Below are 16,656 nucleotides of genomic sequence, written 5' to 3' on the forward strand. Positions count from 1 at the left end.
ATCGCCGCGAAGCTGATTGGTATGCGGCGGCGGATTGCGTCGAGAAACCAGACCTACCCGCACGATCCAGCCGATTTTATGAACGCCAATTTTTTACCGACAAACGGTAAAATCTCATGGTTACCATGCACAACTTGCATAAATGAAAATCGAGCGATATCCGCCGTTCAATGTGCTGCAATCGCTGCTGGTGGTCGCGCGTTGCGGGAACTTCACGGCCGCTTCGCAGCAGCTTTTCCTGAGCCAGAGCGCCGTCAGCAGGCACATCCAGCAGATCGAGGAGTATTTCGGCTGTGCGCTTTTCGTGCGCCATACGCGCATGGTCGTGCCAACTGCGGAATGCCAGCGGCTGGTTCCCATCGTGGAGGAGTTGCTTGCGACCGCACGCCGATCCATGCATGTCACGAGCACCGGCGGGCAGACCGTGACCTTGCGCGTGACGCCGACGCTCGCTGCGCGCTGGCTGATGCCGCGGCTGCCGAGCTTCTACGAGGATGTGCCTGGCACGCAGCTCAATATCGATACCGCGTGGTTCCTGCCGACGAATTTCGGCGAAGGCACGCTCGATGCCGCCATTCTCTTTGGCAACGGCCGCTGGGACGGGCTGGAGGCGACCTGCCTGATGCGGGAAAGATTGACGCCCGTGTGTTCGCCGCAGACGGCGCTGGGCGAGCCGCCCTTGCGCGACCCGGCAGACTTGAAGAAGCACACGCTGCTGCATTCGAGCTTCGGGCGACGCGGCTGGATGTTATGGCTGCAGCAGGAAAGCAGCGAGCTTGCGGCTCATACGTATCGCGAGCAAGTCTTCGATACGCTCGATCTCGCGTTTGGCGCAGCCGTTCGCGGAATGGGCGTGGCGTTGGGCGATCTGAATCTGGTCCAGGAAAATCTGTCGAACGGCGCGCTGGTGGCGCCGTTCGATCGCGTGCTTGAATCGGGCTCGGGGTATTACCTCGTGCATCCGCCGCGCAATGAGTATCGCGAGAAGCTCAGGCCGCTTCTGGCGTGGTTGCAGGGGATTGCGGCAGCGAATTAACGCGTCAGGATTTCATCCACGGCCTTGAGCACCAGACCAAAAAACTCATCGGCGTGGGCGGAATTCAGCCAGCGGACGATCACCGCCATCTTCCGCTCCGGCTCGATCCACATGAACGAACTCCCCGCGCCGATAGCGAAATAGCTCGATGCCGGCACGCTCGGAAATACGCGCCCCTCGTGGTTCAGCCACACGAGATACCCGTAATAAGCCGCGAGTTTGCACGGCGTCTGCATGCGGGCGATCCAATCGCGCGAGATAACCTGGCGCCCGTCGATCATCCCTTCGTTGACGAAGAGCTGGGCCACCTTGAGCTGGTCGTTCGCGCTGATCGATAACCCGCCGCCCCAGTGCGTTCCACCCGGCACCGACTGCACGCGCTGACCGTTGATCTCCACCCATGCGTTGTCGTAACCGACCCATTGCCAGTTCTCGCTCGCTCCAGCCGGTCGCATGATCGCTTCGCGGAATACATCGGGCAGTGGCCGGCCGAACAAATACAGTAGCGCCAGCGACAACTGGTTGATGCGCACATCGTTGTATTCCCAATACGTGCCGGGCGTTTGCACCGGCCGCAGGTCGCCCTTCTTGCCATTCGGCGGCGTGCCGAACGTCACCGCCCGATAATGATCGGCCTGATCCGACAAGCCGAAGTACTCGCCCGTCCATTCGCTCGTCTGCTGCAGCAACTGCGCCCATGTGACCTGGGCGTTGTGTTCATCGTCGAAACCGATGCCCGGCACGCGCACATGGACCGGTTCGTTCACATCGGGCAACAGGCCGCGATCGTGCGCCACGCCTGCCAGCAGAGCGAGGTACGTCTTTGCGATACTGAACGTCAGGTCCGCACGATCCGGTTCGCCCCACGTAGTGAGCACGCGGCCATCGACGGAAATCGCACCCGACACCGGCCCGCGATCATGCACTGGCCCAAGCAGCTTGTTCCAGGGCGGGGGGTCGTTCGGATGCACGCCCCACGCGCCCTTCACGCTGCGATCCCAGACAGTTTCGTGGTCGGTTGAAAACCGGATGGCGTCCTTCATGGCCTGCGATAAATCGTTTTGCATATCGTTTGATTCCAAGGTGTTCGTCGAACTGAATCAGTGTACTTTCAGGCGCCTGCGCGCCCATACCAGAGTGAAAAGACTGATGATGGCGGCGATCATCAGATAGAAACCCGGCGCCAGATTGTTGCCCGTCAGCGCGATCAGCGAAGCCACCGCAAGCGGCGTGAAACCACCGAAGACGGTCGTGCCGACGTTGTAGCCGACCGCCATCCCCGTGGTCCGAGTACGAGTCGGAAACAGGTCGGACATCAAGGCGGGAATCGGCGCGAAGTAGATGGCCTTCAGCACCGCGACCCAGATCACGGCGGCAAGCAGCGTCAGCATGGAGGGATGCGCATTCATGAACATGAACGCCGGATAGATGGTGACGAAGAATATCGAGCCGGCCCCCAGCATGATCCGGGTGCGGCCGACTTTATCGGACCAGTGACCCACAATCGGCGTGAGCACCATCACGATAAAACCGGCCGCCAGCGTCGCGATAAAACCGGACGACGGCGAGAGCCCGAGCTGGCGCGATGCATACGTCGGCATGTAAAGCAGCATGTAGTTGGCGGTCGTCGTCAACACCAGTGATCCGATGGACACCAGCAGCCGCTCTTTCTGCGTCGCGAGGACTTCGCGTATCGGCGATTCGGCCGTTTCAGCGCGCTCGAACTCGGGTGTCTCATCGACATGGCGGCGGATATACATACCCACCGGGCCGATCAGCAAACCGAAGAGAAAAGGAATCCGCCAGCCCCAGCCTTCGAGTTGCGCGGGCGTCAGCGTGCTCGTCAACACTGCGCCAAACGCCGATGCAACCAGCACGCTCGCGCCCTGGCTTGCGAACTGCCAGCTCGCCATGAAGCCGCTGCGCGCGGGTGCATGTTCGGTCAGGAACGCCGTCGAGCTGCCGAACTCGCCGCCCGCCGAGAAGCCTTGCAACAACCGCGACGCAAAAATGCCGATGGGCGCCAGCACGCCGATCGCCGCATAACTCGGCATCAGCGCGACCATGCCGGTGCCGAGCGTCATCATCGCGATGGACAAGGTCAGCGACGCCTTGCGGCCCTTGCGGTCGCTGTATGAACCCAGCACGAAGGCCCCGACCGGCCGCGCGAGATACGAGAGTGCGAAGGTGCCGAGCGTGAGGAGCAGCGAGACGGTTTTATCGGTGGTCGGGAAGAACAGCTTTGAAAGCGTCGACGCGAAGTAGCCATAGACCACAAGGTCGTAGAACTCGAGCGCATTGCCTATCGATGTCGCGGCGATCAGCTTGTAGATGCTCGCCTGTGGTTTCCTGCCCGGTATGATGGTCGCGGCCGTGTCAGTGCTCATCGCGTGTTCCCCACCTGGTTCATGATGGCCGCGTGCGGAACATCTCGCTCGCCCAGGTCCCAGAAAAGCCCCGCCATGATGCCGAGACCCTCGCGCACGACCGGTCCGAGCATGTGTTCGTCGGGCGCGTGCTGCGAGCATCCGGGGTACGAATGCGGCACCCAGAGCGTCGGCATGCCAATGACCTCTGCAAAGACATCGTTGGGCAGCGTGCCGCCGAGATTCGGCAAGAGGACGGGCTTCTTGCCGGTGGTCTCTTCGAGGGACTTGAGCCCCCATTGGACCCATGCGTTGTCCGGGTCCACGCGCGTTGCAGGCGCGCCGCGATCCACATCGATATGAACCATGCCGAACCCGCGTTCGTCCAGATGACGACGCACGATATGTTCGAGATCCTCCCAGTTCGTGCCAACCACGAAGCGGATTTGCATGAACGCGAAGGCGTGCGGCGGGATTGCGTTGACGGGCTTCTCGGGGTTGCCGGTGCGAAACGCCAGCACTTCGAGATTGTTCCAGCCAAACACGCGTTCCGATGGCGTGAGGCCCGGTTCGCCGTAGTCGGTATCGACTTCCGGCTCGCCCGGGTTCCCGCCTACAACGATGCCCTCCAAAGCACGACGCACCGCTTGCGGGACTTCGGGGGGACGCAAGCCTTCAACCAGAATGCGGCCGTTTTGATCGACCATCGATGCAATTGCGTTCGCCAGCACCACGCCCGGATTGCGCAGCAAGCCGCCCCAGTTGCCCGAATGATGGCCGCCTTCGCGCAGGTCCACGGTGAGCTTGAAGTTCACGAGACCGCGCGAGCCCAGAAAGATCGTGGGACTCGATGCGCCCAGGCGCGGACCGTCGGAGGCGATCAGGACATCGGCTTTCAGTTCGTCGCGCAAGGTCTCGCACACAGCGTGCAGACCCGGAGAGCCGACTTCCTCGCCAGTTTCGAATAGCAGCTTGAGGTTGAAGCCGAGCCGTCCATCGCGTGCGTCGAGCACGGCTTTGAGCGCTGCAAGGTTGATGCTGTGCTGGCCCTTGTTGTCGGCGGTGCCGCGGCCATACCAGTGATCATCGACGACGGTGACTTGCCACGGCGACAAGCCCTCGCGCCACTGCGCGTCATATCCGCGGACGACATCGCCGTGACCGTAGGTCAGCACGGTGGGCAACCCGTCGCTTTCCTTGCGATGCGCAACCAGGAACGGCCCCGCGCCGGGCGCCGGGTTATCGACCAGCCGGAACGTGAATCCCATTCCGGCCAGAACCGGCGCGATTTCGTCGACCAGGTAAGCGCTCAGAACCGGACCGCTTTCTGACTCCTGACTCTCCGTGCGAAAAGCAACCCGGCGACACAGGTCTTCGAGAAAGGCGCCGGAATCGTACAGATTGGCAGCGGCTTGGATAGCGGACTCGCGTGTCACTTCTTTCTCCAGTAAAACGCGCCCTAAGCAGCCCAGGCACGCCGGTTCTTCTTCAGGTAGAAAAAATCGATGACGCGATCTTGATACCGCCGATATTTATGGACAATGACAATATTTGGCAGTTTGCGTTGCCGAAACGGCAAAGCTACCGGGCTATCGATTTGTCTTTACTAGAGATGCATCATGCAAACCACCGCGCTGCGGTACTTTCTGGAAGTTGCACGAAGCGGCTCGCTGAGCAAGGCGTCGGAGCGCCTGTTCGTGGCGGTATCGGCGATCAGCAGGCAGATTGCCAAGCTCGAGGACGAAATGGGCGTGCCGCTGTTCGAGCGCCGGCCGCGAGGCATGGTGCTGAGCGAAGCCGGTCGTTTGCTTGCGGCGCACGCTCACAGAAGCCTGATGGAACAGGAACGTGTCACCGAGGAGATCCGCGGCCTGACTACGGAAAGCCGCGCGACGATTCGCGTGGCAAGTTCGGAGGGCGTGGCGCGCGATTTCCTGCCGCAAGTCTTCGCACATTTCCTGAAGAGCTGGCCGGCCGCGCATTTTCAGCTCGATGTCGCGGCGCCTACTGAAGCGACCCAACGTGTACGCGATGGCACCGCCGACATCGCCGTGTGTTTCAGCGTCGCACCCGAGAAAGACGTGAACGTGCATTACGCCCAGCGCGCGCCGATATTTGCATTGGTCACGCAGGATCATCCGCTGGCGAAAAAAGAGTCGGTGTCGCTGGCAGACCTCACACCGTGGCCGCTCGCAATCTATGGCGAAGGCGTGACCGTGCGTCAGCTATTCGATATCTCCTGCAGCCTGGAAGGTTTGAACTTCGAGCCGGTATTCGTGAGCAACTACGGCGGTGCGCTGCAGAGCTTCGTGCAGCAGACGAAAGCGGTGACATTCGTGGGTTACCTGACGGTTCGCAGCCGGCTGAAGCCCGACAGGATGGCGGCCATTCCGATCAGCAACCCCGAGTTGCATCAGCGTACGCTGCAAGTGCAGACCATGGCCGGACGCACTTTGCCTAAAGCGGTGGGCGCATTCCTGGATTTGCTGATCGCGGCGATTCAGGACCCTGCATGCCTTGACTGAAGCATGCCGCAGCGCCACGCGCATCCGGTTTTCGCGCGGAACAGAGTGAAGCCGTGGGACGCTTCGAGGCGCATGCGCGCATCGATTACATCGGCCGGGAGGGTGTTGAAGTCGAACAAGCCGCAGTGATGGGCGATCAACGCACGAGCACCACTTTGCTTCGCGAGCGCGATGCCTTCATCGAGCGTGAAGTTTCCGGGCACGCCATTGCCGCTGCGCTCGGCGTCGCGGCCATTGACGGGTAGCAGCGCCACGTGCGGTTCGAACCTTGCCAAGGTTTCAGCAAGTCCCGCGTAGGGAATGCAATCGCCCGAGTGATACAAACGAATCGGGCCGGCATCGATCACATAACCCAGCCAGGGATAACGCCCTTCGGCATCCCTGTCCAGCGACTCGTGTGCCGAGGGAACCGGCGACACGAAGCAGCCTGGAAGGACCTCGATGCGTTCGCCCGCGTTGACCGGAATCAGCCGTTCGATACCAACACCGCATCGCGTGATGGCTTCTTCAGTGACCGCAGCAGGAACCACGAACCTGAGATTTGGGAATCGCCGCGCAAGCGGCTGCAAGGTCCCCGGGTCCATGTGGTCCGTGTGCCGATGCGTGCACAACACAAGGTCCAGCCGATCCAGTTCACCGGGCAGCACAGGCGCGGCCATCATGCGCGTATGCGGAAACTTCGTGCCCTTGTATTTCTCCGCGAGCGAGTCGGAGAGGTACGGATCGATCAGCATCCTGTAACCGCCGGACTCGATCACAAATCCCGCCTGCCCGAGCCAGTACAGCACGGCCTCGCCTTCACGAGGTGCCGCATCATGATCGGCCAGGCGGTCACGCAACGACGTCGCGAACGTCTCGGTCAGCAGCGAGACATCACCAGCAGACATAACCGCCGTCGGCGAGAACGATCGATCCTGTCATGAGGCTCGATGCATCGCTTGCGAGGAACAGGATCACCGACGCCACTTCATCCATGCGTCCGAGGCGATTCATCGGCGTACCGCCGACCCACTTGTCGAACATCTCCTTGTTCTGATACACATAGGTGTTCATCTCGGTATCGATATACGTCGGCGCCACCGCATTCACACGCACGCCACGCGCGCCCCATTCGGCCGCGAGCGACTTCGTGAGGTGATGCACGCCCGCTTTCGACGCGTTGTAGTTCGCCTGCTCCTGCGGCCGATTCACAATGAACCCCGACATCGACCCCACGTTCACGATACTGCCGGCGCCACTCTCCAGCATGCCTTTTCCGAACGCACGGCAAGCCCAGAATACGCCGTTGAGATTGACATCGATCACCTTGTTCCAGATCTCGTCCGTCATGGTCTCGGCGGGATGGTTCGAGATCGCGATCCCCGCGTTGTTCACGAGTACATCCACGCGTCCGTGCCGCGCGACGACCGCGTCGTTCACGCGTTGTGCCGCGGTCGAATCGGTGACATCGAGCAACTCGGTTTCGACGCGATGTCCCTTCGCTGACAAATCCGACGCGGCCTTGTCGAGCAATTCCGCATTCATATCCGTGAGCACCACGAGCGCGCCAGCTTCGGCCAGCGCCTCGGCCGTGGCGAAACCGATACCGCGAGCCGACCCGGTGACAACGGCAATCTTCTTGTCGAGCTTGAACTTGTCGAGATACATGCTTGGCGTCTTCCTTAAGCTGTTCTTGTTGGCGCGGGTTTGCCCGCTTGTGCCGCAATGCGGCTGATTTCATCGAAGCCGGGACCGCTCACCGGAATGTCGACGTGAAAGACTTCGGCGATCACGCGCGTCCATCCGTAGATGAAGTAAGTCCAGCCGTCTTCGATCTGCAGTGTGCGCGTGCTTTCCTGCGCGCGCGCCTGATCGAGAAAAATCAGGTCGCCGCGATAGTTCAGGTCCCACACAACCGCGCGTTCGGGGAACACCGCCGCGTTGCTCAACGGCGAACCCGGCGCGTCCTTGCCCAACCCCGTCGCATTGATCACGAGCGCACCCGGCGACAGACGAGCAAGCACGGCGTCGTTGTCCTCGGGCTTCGGTGCGACGACATATTCGCACGGTACATCGAATTCGAGTTCGCGATGAATGCGTTCGATTTCCTCGAGCCGTCCCGCCGACCGGTTCGATACGATCACCTTCGACGGCCGGTTCGCGCCGCGTTCCTTCTGCATCAGGTGCCAGGTCAGTGCGATGGTCGAACCGCCCGCGCCCATCGAAAATACTTCCGCGCCGGTATCAGCAAAGTGATTGGCCGGCAAGAATCCATCCAGCGATAACCCCGATGTAATGGGATCCTTCGCGTGACAGATGAATTTTCCATCCTGCTTCGAGAGGCAACTGGTCTCGCCCATGACCTCGGCGGTCGGATCGATCACATCGAAAAGATCCTTGCACGCGGCGTACAGGTCGATCTTGTGCGTGGTGACGAGCGCGCCGACCGACAACGGATCATGCTTCAGGAACTCGACCGCTTCACGATACGCCTCGGGCGCCGCATGCGGCGGAAAATCGATGCCCTTGATCTCTACATCACCGAGACCGAGATGCTTCGCCCACTGCGGGAACACACGCATTATGGAACTCTGCGCAGTCGTCACGCCGATGAAATAAAAAGTCGGACGCGTGGCGGCCCGGTACCGAGTGGAAGCGCTCATCGCGTCGCTCCTTCGGTTGCCAGCGCACCGCGCGCCAGCAGCGCTTCGATTTCTTCCGGCGTGCGTTCCTTGTAGTCCGGATTCGGCTCGGTGCGCCACGCGCCGGCGCCGTCATCGACTATGCGCAGTTTCATGCCGTTCGATTGTTCGATGATCGCGTAGTCCTGCCCCGAATCGGCCGGATAACAGAACAGCATCACGAAGTCCTCCTGCCCCAAATTAACCGAACGATGAATCCAGCGCGGCGGCACATAACATGCCGTGTTCGCCTTGATCTCGACCACGCGTGTATCGCCTGATGGCGACTCCATCAGCATCACGCCATGACCCTTCAGCCCGAAGTAAAGCTCCGGGCGGTCGATGGCCGCGTGAATGTGCCCGCGCGTCATGAAAAATTCGTCGCCGACCTTGCCCGCGCTCATGCGCGTCACGCCGGTAATCAGGTCGCCGGGATTGCTGTTCGGCTTGTGGTCGGTGACTTCATATACGACTTCGTCACCGCGCGTTGCAGCGAGCGCATTGAAGGCGGCGCTGTTGGCATAGAGCCCGCTCAGGTCGCGCAGGAACTTCTGGTAGCGCGAGCCGGTGCCGTTCATCAGGCCCGTCTGCAGGTCGACATCGAAGGAACGTGGTTCAGGCCATTGCATCGGGTCCATCTCCTGGAAAGTGCAAGTCGCCTCATCCAGCGAAGCGAACGTTAGTTTTAATAATGATAGCTTTAACTTAAATACAAAACATCAGGGTTTTCCCCGCCATTCGACGCCTGTATTTCAGATAAATGATAGCTATACTATCGTTCAAGATATGCGGAAACAACGTTACTTCCTCTCAACTTGGGGTTAAGCGAAATGCTTGCTGATTCAACGCGACCCCGATTGCTGGAGACATTCAATGCAAGACAAGCAGCCCTCCGAACATGTTCAGCCCAGCGCCGCTGTTGCAGCGCTGCGTGAAGCGCTCGGAGCCGACGTGGTGAGCCTTCCGCACGAATTCGCCGGCCGCAGGAACGCGGACTCGAGCCGCATGCCCTGCGATGAACCGGTCGCACTGATCCGGCCACGCACGACTGAACACGTCGCCACCGCAATGCGGATCTGCCACGAGCACAAGCAGACGGTCGTGACGCAAGGCGGCCTGACGGGACTCGCCGGCGGCGCGTGCATGCTCGGCGGTGAAGTTGCGTTGAGCCTGGAGTTGATGAACGGGATCGAAGCCATCGATGAAGTCGGCGCCGCCATGACGGTCTGGTGCGGCACGCCGCTGCAAGTCGTGCAGGAAGCCGCCGACGCAGCCGGCTTCATGTTTCCGCTGGATCTGGGCGCACGAGGAAGCTGCACGATTGGCGGCAACCTCGCGACCAACGCAGGCGGCAACCGCGTGATCAAGTACGGAATGATGCGCGACCAGGTGCTGGATATAGAGGCAGTGCTGGCGGACGGCAGTATCGTTGGCGGGCTGCGCAAGATGATCAAGAACAATACGGGTTACGACTTGCGCAACTTGTTGATCGGCAGCGAAGGAACGCTCGCGATCATCACGCGCGCCGTGCTGCGCCTTAGGCCCAAACCACGGGCGGTATCGACGGCATGGTGCGGATTGCCCGGCTACGACGCGGTCACCACGTTGTTGAGACGCGCTCAGGAAGGCTTGCCTGCGGGTGTGTCGGCGTTCGAAGTCATGTGGCCGGGTTATTACGATTTTGTGTTGTCGCGCCTGCCGGAATTGCGCGCGCCGCTCGAAGGCAAGCATGCGTATTACGTGCTGCTCGAAAGCAGCGGCGCCGATCCCGAGCGTCAGGCGGACGCGTTCGAAGATTTCCTGGGCGGGATGCTCGAGGAAGGCTTGATCAGCGACGCCGCCCTCGCCTCATCGGAGTCCGATGCCGCCGCGTTCTGGGCGATCCGCGATGCCCCCGGCGAATATCAGCGGCTGATTCCGGGCCGCGTTTCCTTCGATGTGAGTTTCTCCATCGCTGATGTAGGCCGCGCCGCGCATGAATGCGACAAGCAGCTTCGCGAGCGCTGGCCCAACGCGACCATCCTGATCTACGGACATCTCGGCGACGGCAACCTGCATATCGTCGTGCAGGAACCCGACTGGCCGCCAACCACCGCGCCGCAAGTGCAGGAAGTCGTCTACGGCGTGACCGGCGCAATGGGCGGCTCGGTATCGGCGGAACACGGCATTGGTACGAAGAAACTGAAGGTGCTCGCGTTATCGAGAACACCGGCCGAACTGGCCGCCATGCGCGCCGTGAAAGCCGCGCTCGATCCGCTGAACATCCTGAACCCAGGCAAGTTGTTGTTGAACGTTGTTTAAAACCGCCAAACCCCAACAAAAGGAGGAGACATGACGCGGTTCGTGAAGAAGGTGATGTGTGGTGTAGCGCTGGCAGTCGCAGGTGTAGTGGCAGCAGCCCCGGCGATGGCAGCCGACAAGATGAAAGTGGGCATTTCCATGAAGGTGCTCAACGCGCCCTACTTTTCGGCCGCAATGGAATCGGCCAAGGCGCGAGCCGCGGAACTCGGCAACGACGTGATCACCGCGGATGCCCAAGGCAAGATGGGCAAGCAGATCTCTGACGTGGAAGACATGCTGACGCGCGGCATCAAGGTGCTGATCATCGATCCGGCCGATCCCAAGGGTCTCGTCAACGTGGTCAACACGGCGACCGCCGCAGGCGTGAAAGTCGTCGTGATCGACAGTACGCTCGATCCGAAAGCCAACTACCTGACGCTCGTGCAATCGTCCAATCGTGAGAACGGCGCGCTGGTTGGTTCGTGGGTGGTCGACACCATGGGCGACAAGCCGCTGAAGATCGCGTTGATCTCCGGCGAGAAAGGCAACCCGGTCGGCAAGGAACGGCGCGACGGCGTGATCGAGGGCATCGTCGAGGCGCAGCTCGCAAAGACCGGCAAGGTCAACATGCAGATCGTGGGCCAGGGCTGGGGCAACTGGTCGGACGAAGGCGGCCTGAAGGCGATGGAAGATTTGCTCGTCGCCAACAAGGACATCAACATGGTGCTCGGCGAAAACGACAGCATGGTGCTGGGCGCACGCCGCGCGATCGAAAGCGCGAACCGTACGGGCATCACGCTGGTTGCCGCCGCCGATGGCCAGAAGGAAGCGCTCAACCTGATCAAGCAAGGCAAGTACGGCGCAACCGCGCTGAACGACCCGGCGCTGGTTGCGCGCACGGCAGTCGATATCGGCGTGAAGGCGGCGAAGGGCGAAGCCACCAACGTGCCGAAGATTTCGTACACGCCGTCCGCCGCGATCTACAAGAGCAACGTCGACAAGTACTACAACCCCAAGGCGATTTTCTAAAGCCGGCGGGTTCATGCGAGGCGCGCCGGCCAAGTACGGTGCGCCTCGCATTCTGGAGACACCTTCATATGATTCCCTTTATAGCCCTCACCGGCGTCGACAAACGCTTCGGCGGCATTCATGCCATCGAAGGCGTCGACTTCGATGTCCTCAGTGGCGAAGTCCATGCGCTCGTCGGCGAGAACGGCGCGGGCAAGTCGACGCTGATGCGCATTATCGGCGGTGGTCATCAGCCGGATTCCGGCACGATCAAGCTCGAAGGCCGCGAGACGTCCTTTCGCAATCCGCATGCGGCGATGGAAGAAGGCATCGCGGTGATTCATCAGGAAACCGCGCTGGCACCGGATCTGTCCGTGGCGGAAAACGTATTTCTGGGTGCGTTGCCGGCTGTCATCGACTGGGGGACGCTGCGCAAGAACGCGCGTGCCTTGATCGCGAGCCTCGGCTTCGATATCGATCCTGCCGCGCTCGTCGGCGATCTCTCGGCGGCTCAATGCCAGGTGATCGAAATTGCAAAGGCGCTCAGCCGCCAGGTGAAGCTTCTCGTACTCGATGAACCCACCGCGGCCCTCGCGCCATCGGATGCAAACAAGCTGCTCGAGATCGTGCGCGAGTTGCGCTCGCGCGGTGTGGGCATTGTCTATATTTCCCACCGGCTGGAAGAAGTGTTCTCAATCGCGGACCGCATCACCGTGCTGAAGGACGGCAAGCGCGTGGATACCCTCACGCCCGCCGAGCTCACCATGGACGGCCTGATCCGCAAGATGGTCGGGCGCCCGCTGTCCGTGCTGTTTCCGCAGCGCCGTGCAACGCTTGGCGCCGAAGTCCTGAAGGTCACGGGCCTCATGCGAGGTCATGCCGTGCGCAACGTGTCGTTCACGCTGCGCGCCGGTGAAGTAGTCGGTCTCGGCGGCCTGATCGGCTCGGGTCGTACCGAAGTCGCGCGCCTGATCTTCGGCGCCGATACGCGCGATTCCGGCACCATCGAATTGAACCAGAAGGTCATGGCGATCCGCTCGCCGATGGCCGCAGTCAAGGCCGGCATCGGCTTCGTGCCTGAAGACCGCAAGGGGCAAGGCGCCGTTTTATCGATGCCGATTCGCGTCAACGCCACCCTCGCCGCACTGAAGTCGGTGAGCGGTCCGGGCGGCTTTCTCGCCTTCGGCCGCGAGCGCGCATTCGTGCAAAAGCTGATGGAACAACTGCGCATCAAGGCGCGTTCCATGGACGCCGATGTCTCAACACTCTCTGGCGGCAATCAGCAAAAGGTCGTGCTGGCGAAGTGGTTCCACGCGGACGGCGACCTCATCATCCTCGATGAACCCACGCGCGGTGTGGACGTCGGCGCGAAGGTCGAGATCTACACGCTCATCAACCAGCTTGCCGAACGCGGCAAGGCAGTGCTCGTGATCTCGTCGGAACATCAGGAACTCATGGGCCTGTGCGATCGAATCCTCGTGATGGGCGAAGGCGAGATTCGCGGCGAACTTCAACCTGCTGATTTCAGCGAAGAACAGATCCTGTCGCTGTCGCTGCGCCGCGCGCCGGACGAAGCGCCGGCCACGCTCACTCATTAAATGCATCGTGAATAATCCGGAGACTCGCACCATGAATCCCAGCGCCGTCACCCCGAAAACGCATCAGGCGAACTCGGCACAGGCCCACGCAAAACACTGGTGGTCTGTTGCGCGCCGCTTCAACACGGTCGCGATCCTGATCGTGCTCGTGATCGCAGCGTCGTTTGTATCGAGCGACTTTTTATCCGTGCCCAACCTGTCGAATATTTCGCGGCAAGTGGCGGGCGTCGGCATCATGTCGGTCGGCATGTTGCTGGTCGTGCTGACCGGTGGTATCGACTTGTCGGTTGGATCGATTGCGGCGCTTGGCAGCGTGCTGTCGGCGTTGCTGATTCCGCAATACGGGCTGACGGTCGCCTTGCTCGCCACGCTGGTTGTCGGCGGCTTCTGCGGGTTTATTTCCGGCGCGTTGATCGCGTGGTTTCGTCTTACGCCCTTCGTTGTCACGCTGGCCATGATGACCGTTGCGCGCGGCGTTGCGATGATCGTGTCGAACGGCTCGCCCATCCTCGTCGATGACCCCGGTCAGGCCCTGCTCGACTTCGGCCGTCATTCCTACTTCGGCATTCCGGGTCCGACACTCGTGATGCTGATCGTGTTCGTGATCGGCGGCATAGCATTGAACCGTCTGCGTGCCGGCCGCGTGGTTCGTGCAATCGGGTCGAACGAGGAAGCCGTGCGGCTTTCCGGCGTGCCCGTCGCGCGCCATGTACTCGGTACCTATGTCAGCTCGGGATTGCTCGCGGCGCTGGCCGGGATCATCTCGACATCGCGTGCGGGCGTCGGTGCGCCGACAGTCGGCGTAGGCGATGAACTGACCGTGATCGCGGCGGTGGTGATCGGCGGCGCGAGTCTCGCCGGTGGCAAGGGCGGCGCGCTGAATACGCTGATGGGCGTGCTGATTCTCGGCGTGATCGGCAACATCATGAATCTGGCGAGCGTGCCGGGCTACCATCAGCAAGTGGTGATGGGCGTGATCATCGTGGCGGCTGTCCTGTCGCAGCGAGGTGCGCGTTTCTGGCGCCGGTGATGGCCCGAATCCAGGCCGCCCCCGCCGATCCGATACACTTGGAACGCTTGCCACTTGCATGAAGCTCGGGGCGCCGCTTGCGGCGCCCCGTTCATAATGAACGAAGGAATATCGAGTGCCCGATTACAATATCCTCGAACTGATCGACCGCGCGCGTCCCAATCTGCGCCGCGGCAGCCGGCAAGTGGCCGAGTACATTCTTGCAAACCTCGGTTCCATCTCCGATATCAACCTCGCCGAACTCGCGCGCAACGCGAAGGTGAGCGAGCCGACCGTGCTGCGTTTCTGCGCGTCCCTCGGCTGCAGCGGCTTCAAGGACTTCAAGATTCGCGTGGTGCAAAGTCTGGCGCTCGGTGCGCCCGCCACGCATTCAGTGCTCGGTAAAGGCGATGATCCGGAAACCGTCGCCACCAAGATCTTCGACTACACCATTACGAGCCTCGACTGGGCGCGCAAGAAACTGGATTTTGCGGCCGTCGGGCGCGCGGTCGATCTGCTGGCGAAGGCGCGGCGTATCGAGTTCTTCGGGTTCGGTGCATCGGGCATTGTTGCGCTGGACGCGCAGCAGAAGTTTCCGCTCTTCGGCGTGCCGTGCGTCGCGCATCAGGATTCACATCAGCAATTCATTGCGGCGTCGATGCTCAAACCCGGCGATGCGGTCGTCGCGATCTCCAATACGGGATCGACGCGATCATTGATCGAAGTTGCAAGGACCGCGAAGGAACGCGGCGCGAGCGTGATCGTGATCACGGGTTCGAATAGTCCGTTGACGAGCTTTTCGGATGTCGCCGTGATAGCCGAAACGCTGGAAAACACAGACGTCTATACGCCGACGACTTCTCGCCTTGCCGCGCTCGTGATCATCGATATTCTTTCCACCAGCGTCGCGTTGCGCAAGGGCGAAGCGCACACCCTCGAAGTGCTGGACATGAAAAAGCGCCTCGCCGATATGCGGTCTACGGGCGTGATCTGAGTTGAGGGGACGGATCAGCCTTCGCCATCAAGCAAAAACGAGCCTTCCATCACGTTCACACATTTCCCGCCGATACGCACGCGTGGCTGACCGTCATGGACATCGACGGTCGTGATCAACGTGCTCGGACGGCCCATGTCCACGCCCTGCCGAACGCGTAACGACAGTTCCGACACTCCCCGCACATCAGCGATCAATGCAACGGCCGCAGCAGTCGCGCTGCCGGTTGCCGGATCTTCGGTCATGCGCGGCGTGAACATGCGCGCCTGGATATCGCCCGAGGTGTCGTCACCGACATCTCGCGTATAGGCATAGATGGACGTGGCGCCATCAGTGGGCAACACCTTCTTGTAGTCCACGAGGCTCGGGATAGATCGGCGCAACGCTTCGCGCGATGCAAGCTCGACCACGACAAACGGCAAGCCGACAGACGCCACTTGCGGCGCGTGGGCGTCGGTCCGGATGTCAGTCACGTCGAGCGACAGGCACGCAGCCACGCTCTCAACTGCTAGCGTCGATGCCCGCGTCAGACGCTCCGGCACCGTGAGTTCCGCACCCACCACCCGGCCGCCGTCTTTCATTTGCGTAACCGGCACGAGACCCGCGGCTTCCTCGAACACGAGCTGATCCGGCAAGGGCGTGCCGCTCGCCGCAGCACGCGTCGCAAGGACAAACGCCGTGCCGATGTTCGGATGTCCCGCAAACGGAATCTCGCGGCTCGGCGTGAAGATGCGCACCCATGCAGTGTGCGCGGCGTCGCGCGGCGGCAAGACGAAGGTCGTTTCGCTATAGCCGAATTCAGCGGTAATCGCCTGCATCTGGATGGTCGAGAGGCCTTCGGCGTCCAGCACCACGGCCACGGGGTTGCCCTCGAATCGGTTGCTGGTAAAGACGTCCGCTGTGACATAACGACGGTTCATGACTGTTGCCCCTGTTGGAAGAAACGTATTGGCGACGAACTTCATTGTCACCTCGATGCACCGCCTTGCACCATGTACAGTTCGACCGGATTTCATACGGCCGGCAACTTCGAAACCCATGAACGGACACTGATCCGCGACAATCTCACCCTCCCAATGCAGGGCCGCGCTTCCTGCGGCGCCCCACATCAAGAGGGTGACGGACATTGCGCACACTGCCTATAACAGAGCATGAGTTGCAAACGCGGATGCGCCGTCCG

Annotated in this window: 15 protein-coding genes; 7 read left to right on the forward strand and 8 right to left on the reverse strand. The window is 61.4% G+C overall.

Annotated elements, in window-relative coordinates; genetic code table 11:
* Window positions 1–142: 142 nt before the first annotated feature.
* Complete coding sequence (locus AX768_RS07510; protein ID WP_061999438.1) at window positions 143–1,036, forward strand: LysR substrate-binding domain-containing protein; 894 nt, start codon at window positions 143–145, stop codon at window positions 1,034–1,036.
* On the opposite strand, the gene AX768_RS07515 is transcribed toward AX768_RS07510, so the two are convergent.
* Genes AX768_RS07515 through AX768_RS07525 form a run of 3 tightly spaced genes read right to left on the reverse strand, consistent with a single transcriptional unit; the run spans window position 1,033 to window position 4,838 of the window.
* Window positions 1,033–2,103 carry a serine hydrolase domain-containing protein gene (locus AX768_RS07515; protein ID WP_061999439.1) on the reverse strand — a complete coding sequence of 357 codons (1,071 nt, stop codon included), beginning with the start codon at window positions 2,101–2,103 and terminating at the stop codon, window positions 1,033–1,035. The two genes, AX768_RS07510 and AX768_RS07515, sit on opposite strands and share 4 nt — an antisense overlap.
* 33 nt (window positions 2,104–2,136) lie before the next feature.
* Complete coding sequence (locus AX768_RS07520; RefSeq protein WP_061999440.1) at window positions 2,137–3,423, reverse strand: MFS transporter; 1,287 nt, start codon at window positions 3,421–3,423, stop codon at window positions 2,137–2,139.
* Window positions 3,420–4,838 carry a M20 family metallopeptidase gene (locus AX768_RS07525; RefSeq protein ID WP_061999441.1) on the reverse strand — a complete coding sequence of 473 codons (1,419 nt, stop codon included), beginning with the start codon at window positions 4,836–4,838 and terminating at the stop codon, window positions 3,420–3,422. Before AX768_RS07525 ends, AX768_RS07520 begins: the two co-directional genes overlap by 4 nt.
* Before the next feature lie 183 nt (window positions 4,839–5,021).
* Here AX768_RS07525 and AX768_RS07530 point away from each other — a divergent pair, with 183 nt between their 5' ends.
* Window positions 5,022–5,927 carry a LysR family transcriptional regulator gene (locus tag AX768_RS07530; protein ID WP_061999442.1) on the forward strand — a complete coding sequence of 302 codons (906 nt, stop codon included), beginning with the start codon at window positions 5,022–5,024 and terminating at the stop codon, window positions 5,925–5,927.
* On the opposite strand, the gene AX768_RS07535 is transcribed toward AX768_RS07530, so the two are convergent.
* From AX768_RS07535 to AX768_RS07550, 4 genes are read right to left on the reverse strand one after another with little or no spacing between them, the layout of a single operon-like run.
* Window positions 5,903–6,814: an MBL fold metallo-hydrolase gene (locus tag AX768_RS07535; protein ID WP_061999443.1), complete on the reverse strand. Its 912-nt coding sequence runs from the start codon at window positions 6,812–6,814 to the stop codon at window positions 5,903–5,905. The genes AX768_RS07530 and AX768_RS07535 overlap by 25 nt on opposite strands.
* Window positions 6,801–7,574 carry an SDR family NAD(P)-dependent oxidoreductase gene (locus AX768_RS07540; RefSeq protein ID WP_061999444.1) on the reverse strand — a complete coding sequence of 258 codons (774 nt, stop codon included), beginning with the start codon at window positions 7,572–7,574 and terminating at the stop codon, window positions 6,801–6,803. The genes AX768_RS07535 and AX768_RS07540 overlap by 14 nt, the downstream gene beginning before the upstream one ends.
* Window positions 7,575–7,588: 14 nt before the next feature.
* Window positions 7,589–8,569, reverse strand: a complete 981-nt coding sequence (locus AX768_RS07545) for a shikimate dehydrogenase family protein (RefSeq protein ID WP_061999445.1) — start codon at window positions 8,567–8,569, stop codon at window positions 7,589–7,591.
* The gene (locus AX768_RS07550; RefSeq protein ID WP_062000851.1) at window positions 8,566–9,216 is read right to left on the reverse strand and encodes a glucose-6-phosphate isomerase; all 651 of its coding nucleotides are present in this window, start codon (window positions 9,214–9,216) and stop codon (window positions 8,566–8,568) included. Before AX768_RS07550 ends, AX768_RS07545 begins: the two co-directional genes overlap by 4 nt.
* A 244-nt stretch (window positions 9,217–9,460) precedes the next feature.
* Here AX768_RS07550 and AX768_RS07555 point away from each other — a divergent pair, with 244 nt between their 5' ends.
* The 5 genes from AX768_RS07555 to AX768_RS07575 all read left to right on the forward strand — a co-directional run bounded on the left by AX768_RS07555 (window position 9,461) and on the right by AX768_RS07575 (window position 15,476).
* Window positions 9,461–10,888: an FAD-binding oxidoreductase gene (locus AX768_RS07555; protein ID WP_061999446.1), complete on the forward strand. Its 1,428-nt coding sequence runs from the start codon at window positions 9,461–9,463 to the stop codon at window positions 10,886–10,888.
* Between the two features lie 30 nt (window positions 10,889–10,918).
* A complete protein-coding gene (locus AX768_RS07560) occupies window positions 10,919–11,896 on the forward strand; it encodes a sugar ABC transporter substrate-binding protein (protein ID WP_086382437.1) in 978 nt (325 codons plus the stop codon).
* 68 nt (window positions 11,897–11,964) lie between these two features.
* Window positions 11,965–13,473 carry a sugar ABC transporter ATP-binding protein gene (locus tag AX768_RS07565; protein WP_061999447.1) on the forward strand — a complete coding sequence of 503 codons (1,509 nt, stop codon included), beginning with the start codon at window positions 11,965–11,967 and terminating at the stop codon, window positions 13,471–13,473.
* A gap of 31 nt (window positions 13,474–13,504) precedes the next feature.
* Window positions 13,505–14,503: an ABC transporter permease gene (locus tag AX768_RS07570; RefSeq protein WP_061999448.1), complete on the forward strand. Its 999-nt coding sequence runs from the start codon at window positions 13,505–13,507 to the stop codon at window positions 14,501–14,503.
* A 115-nt stretch (window positions 14,504–14,618) separates the two neighbouring features.
* The gene (locus AX768_RS07575) at window positions 14,619–15,476 is read left to right on the forward strand and encodes an SIS domain-containing protein (protein WP_061999449.1); all 858 of its coding nucleotides are present in this window, start codon (window positions 14,619–14,621) and stop codon (window positions 15,474–15,476) included.
* Between the two features lie 14 nt (window positions 15,477–15,490).
* Here the strand turns inward: AX768_RS07575 and AX768_RS07580 are convergent, their stop codons facing one another.
* The gene (locus AX768_RS07580) at window positions 15,491–16,396 is read right to left on the reverse strand and encodes a PhzF family phenazine biosynthesis protein (RefSeq protein ID WP_062000853.1); all 906 of its coding nucleotides are present in this window, start codon (window positions 16,394–16,396) and stop codon (window positions 15,491–15,493) included.
* Window positions 16,397–16,656: the final 260 nt, after the last annotated feature.

The organism is Burkholderia sp. PAMC 28687, from assembly GCF_001577465.1.
GTDB lineage: Bacteria > Pseudomonadota > Gammaproteobacteria > Burkholderiales > Burkholderiaceae > Caballeronia.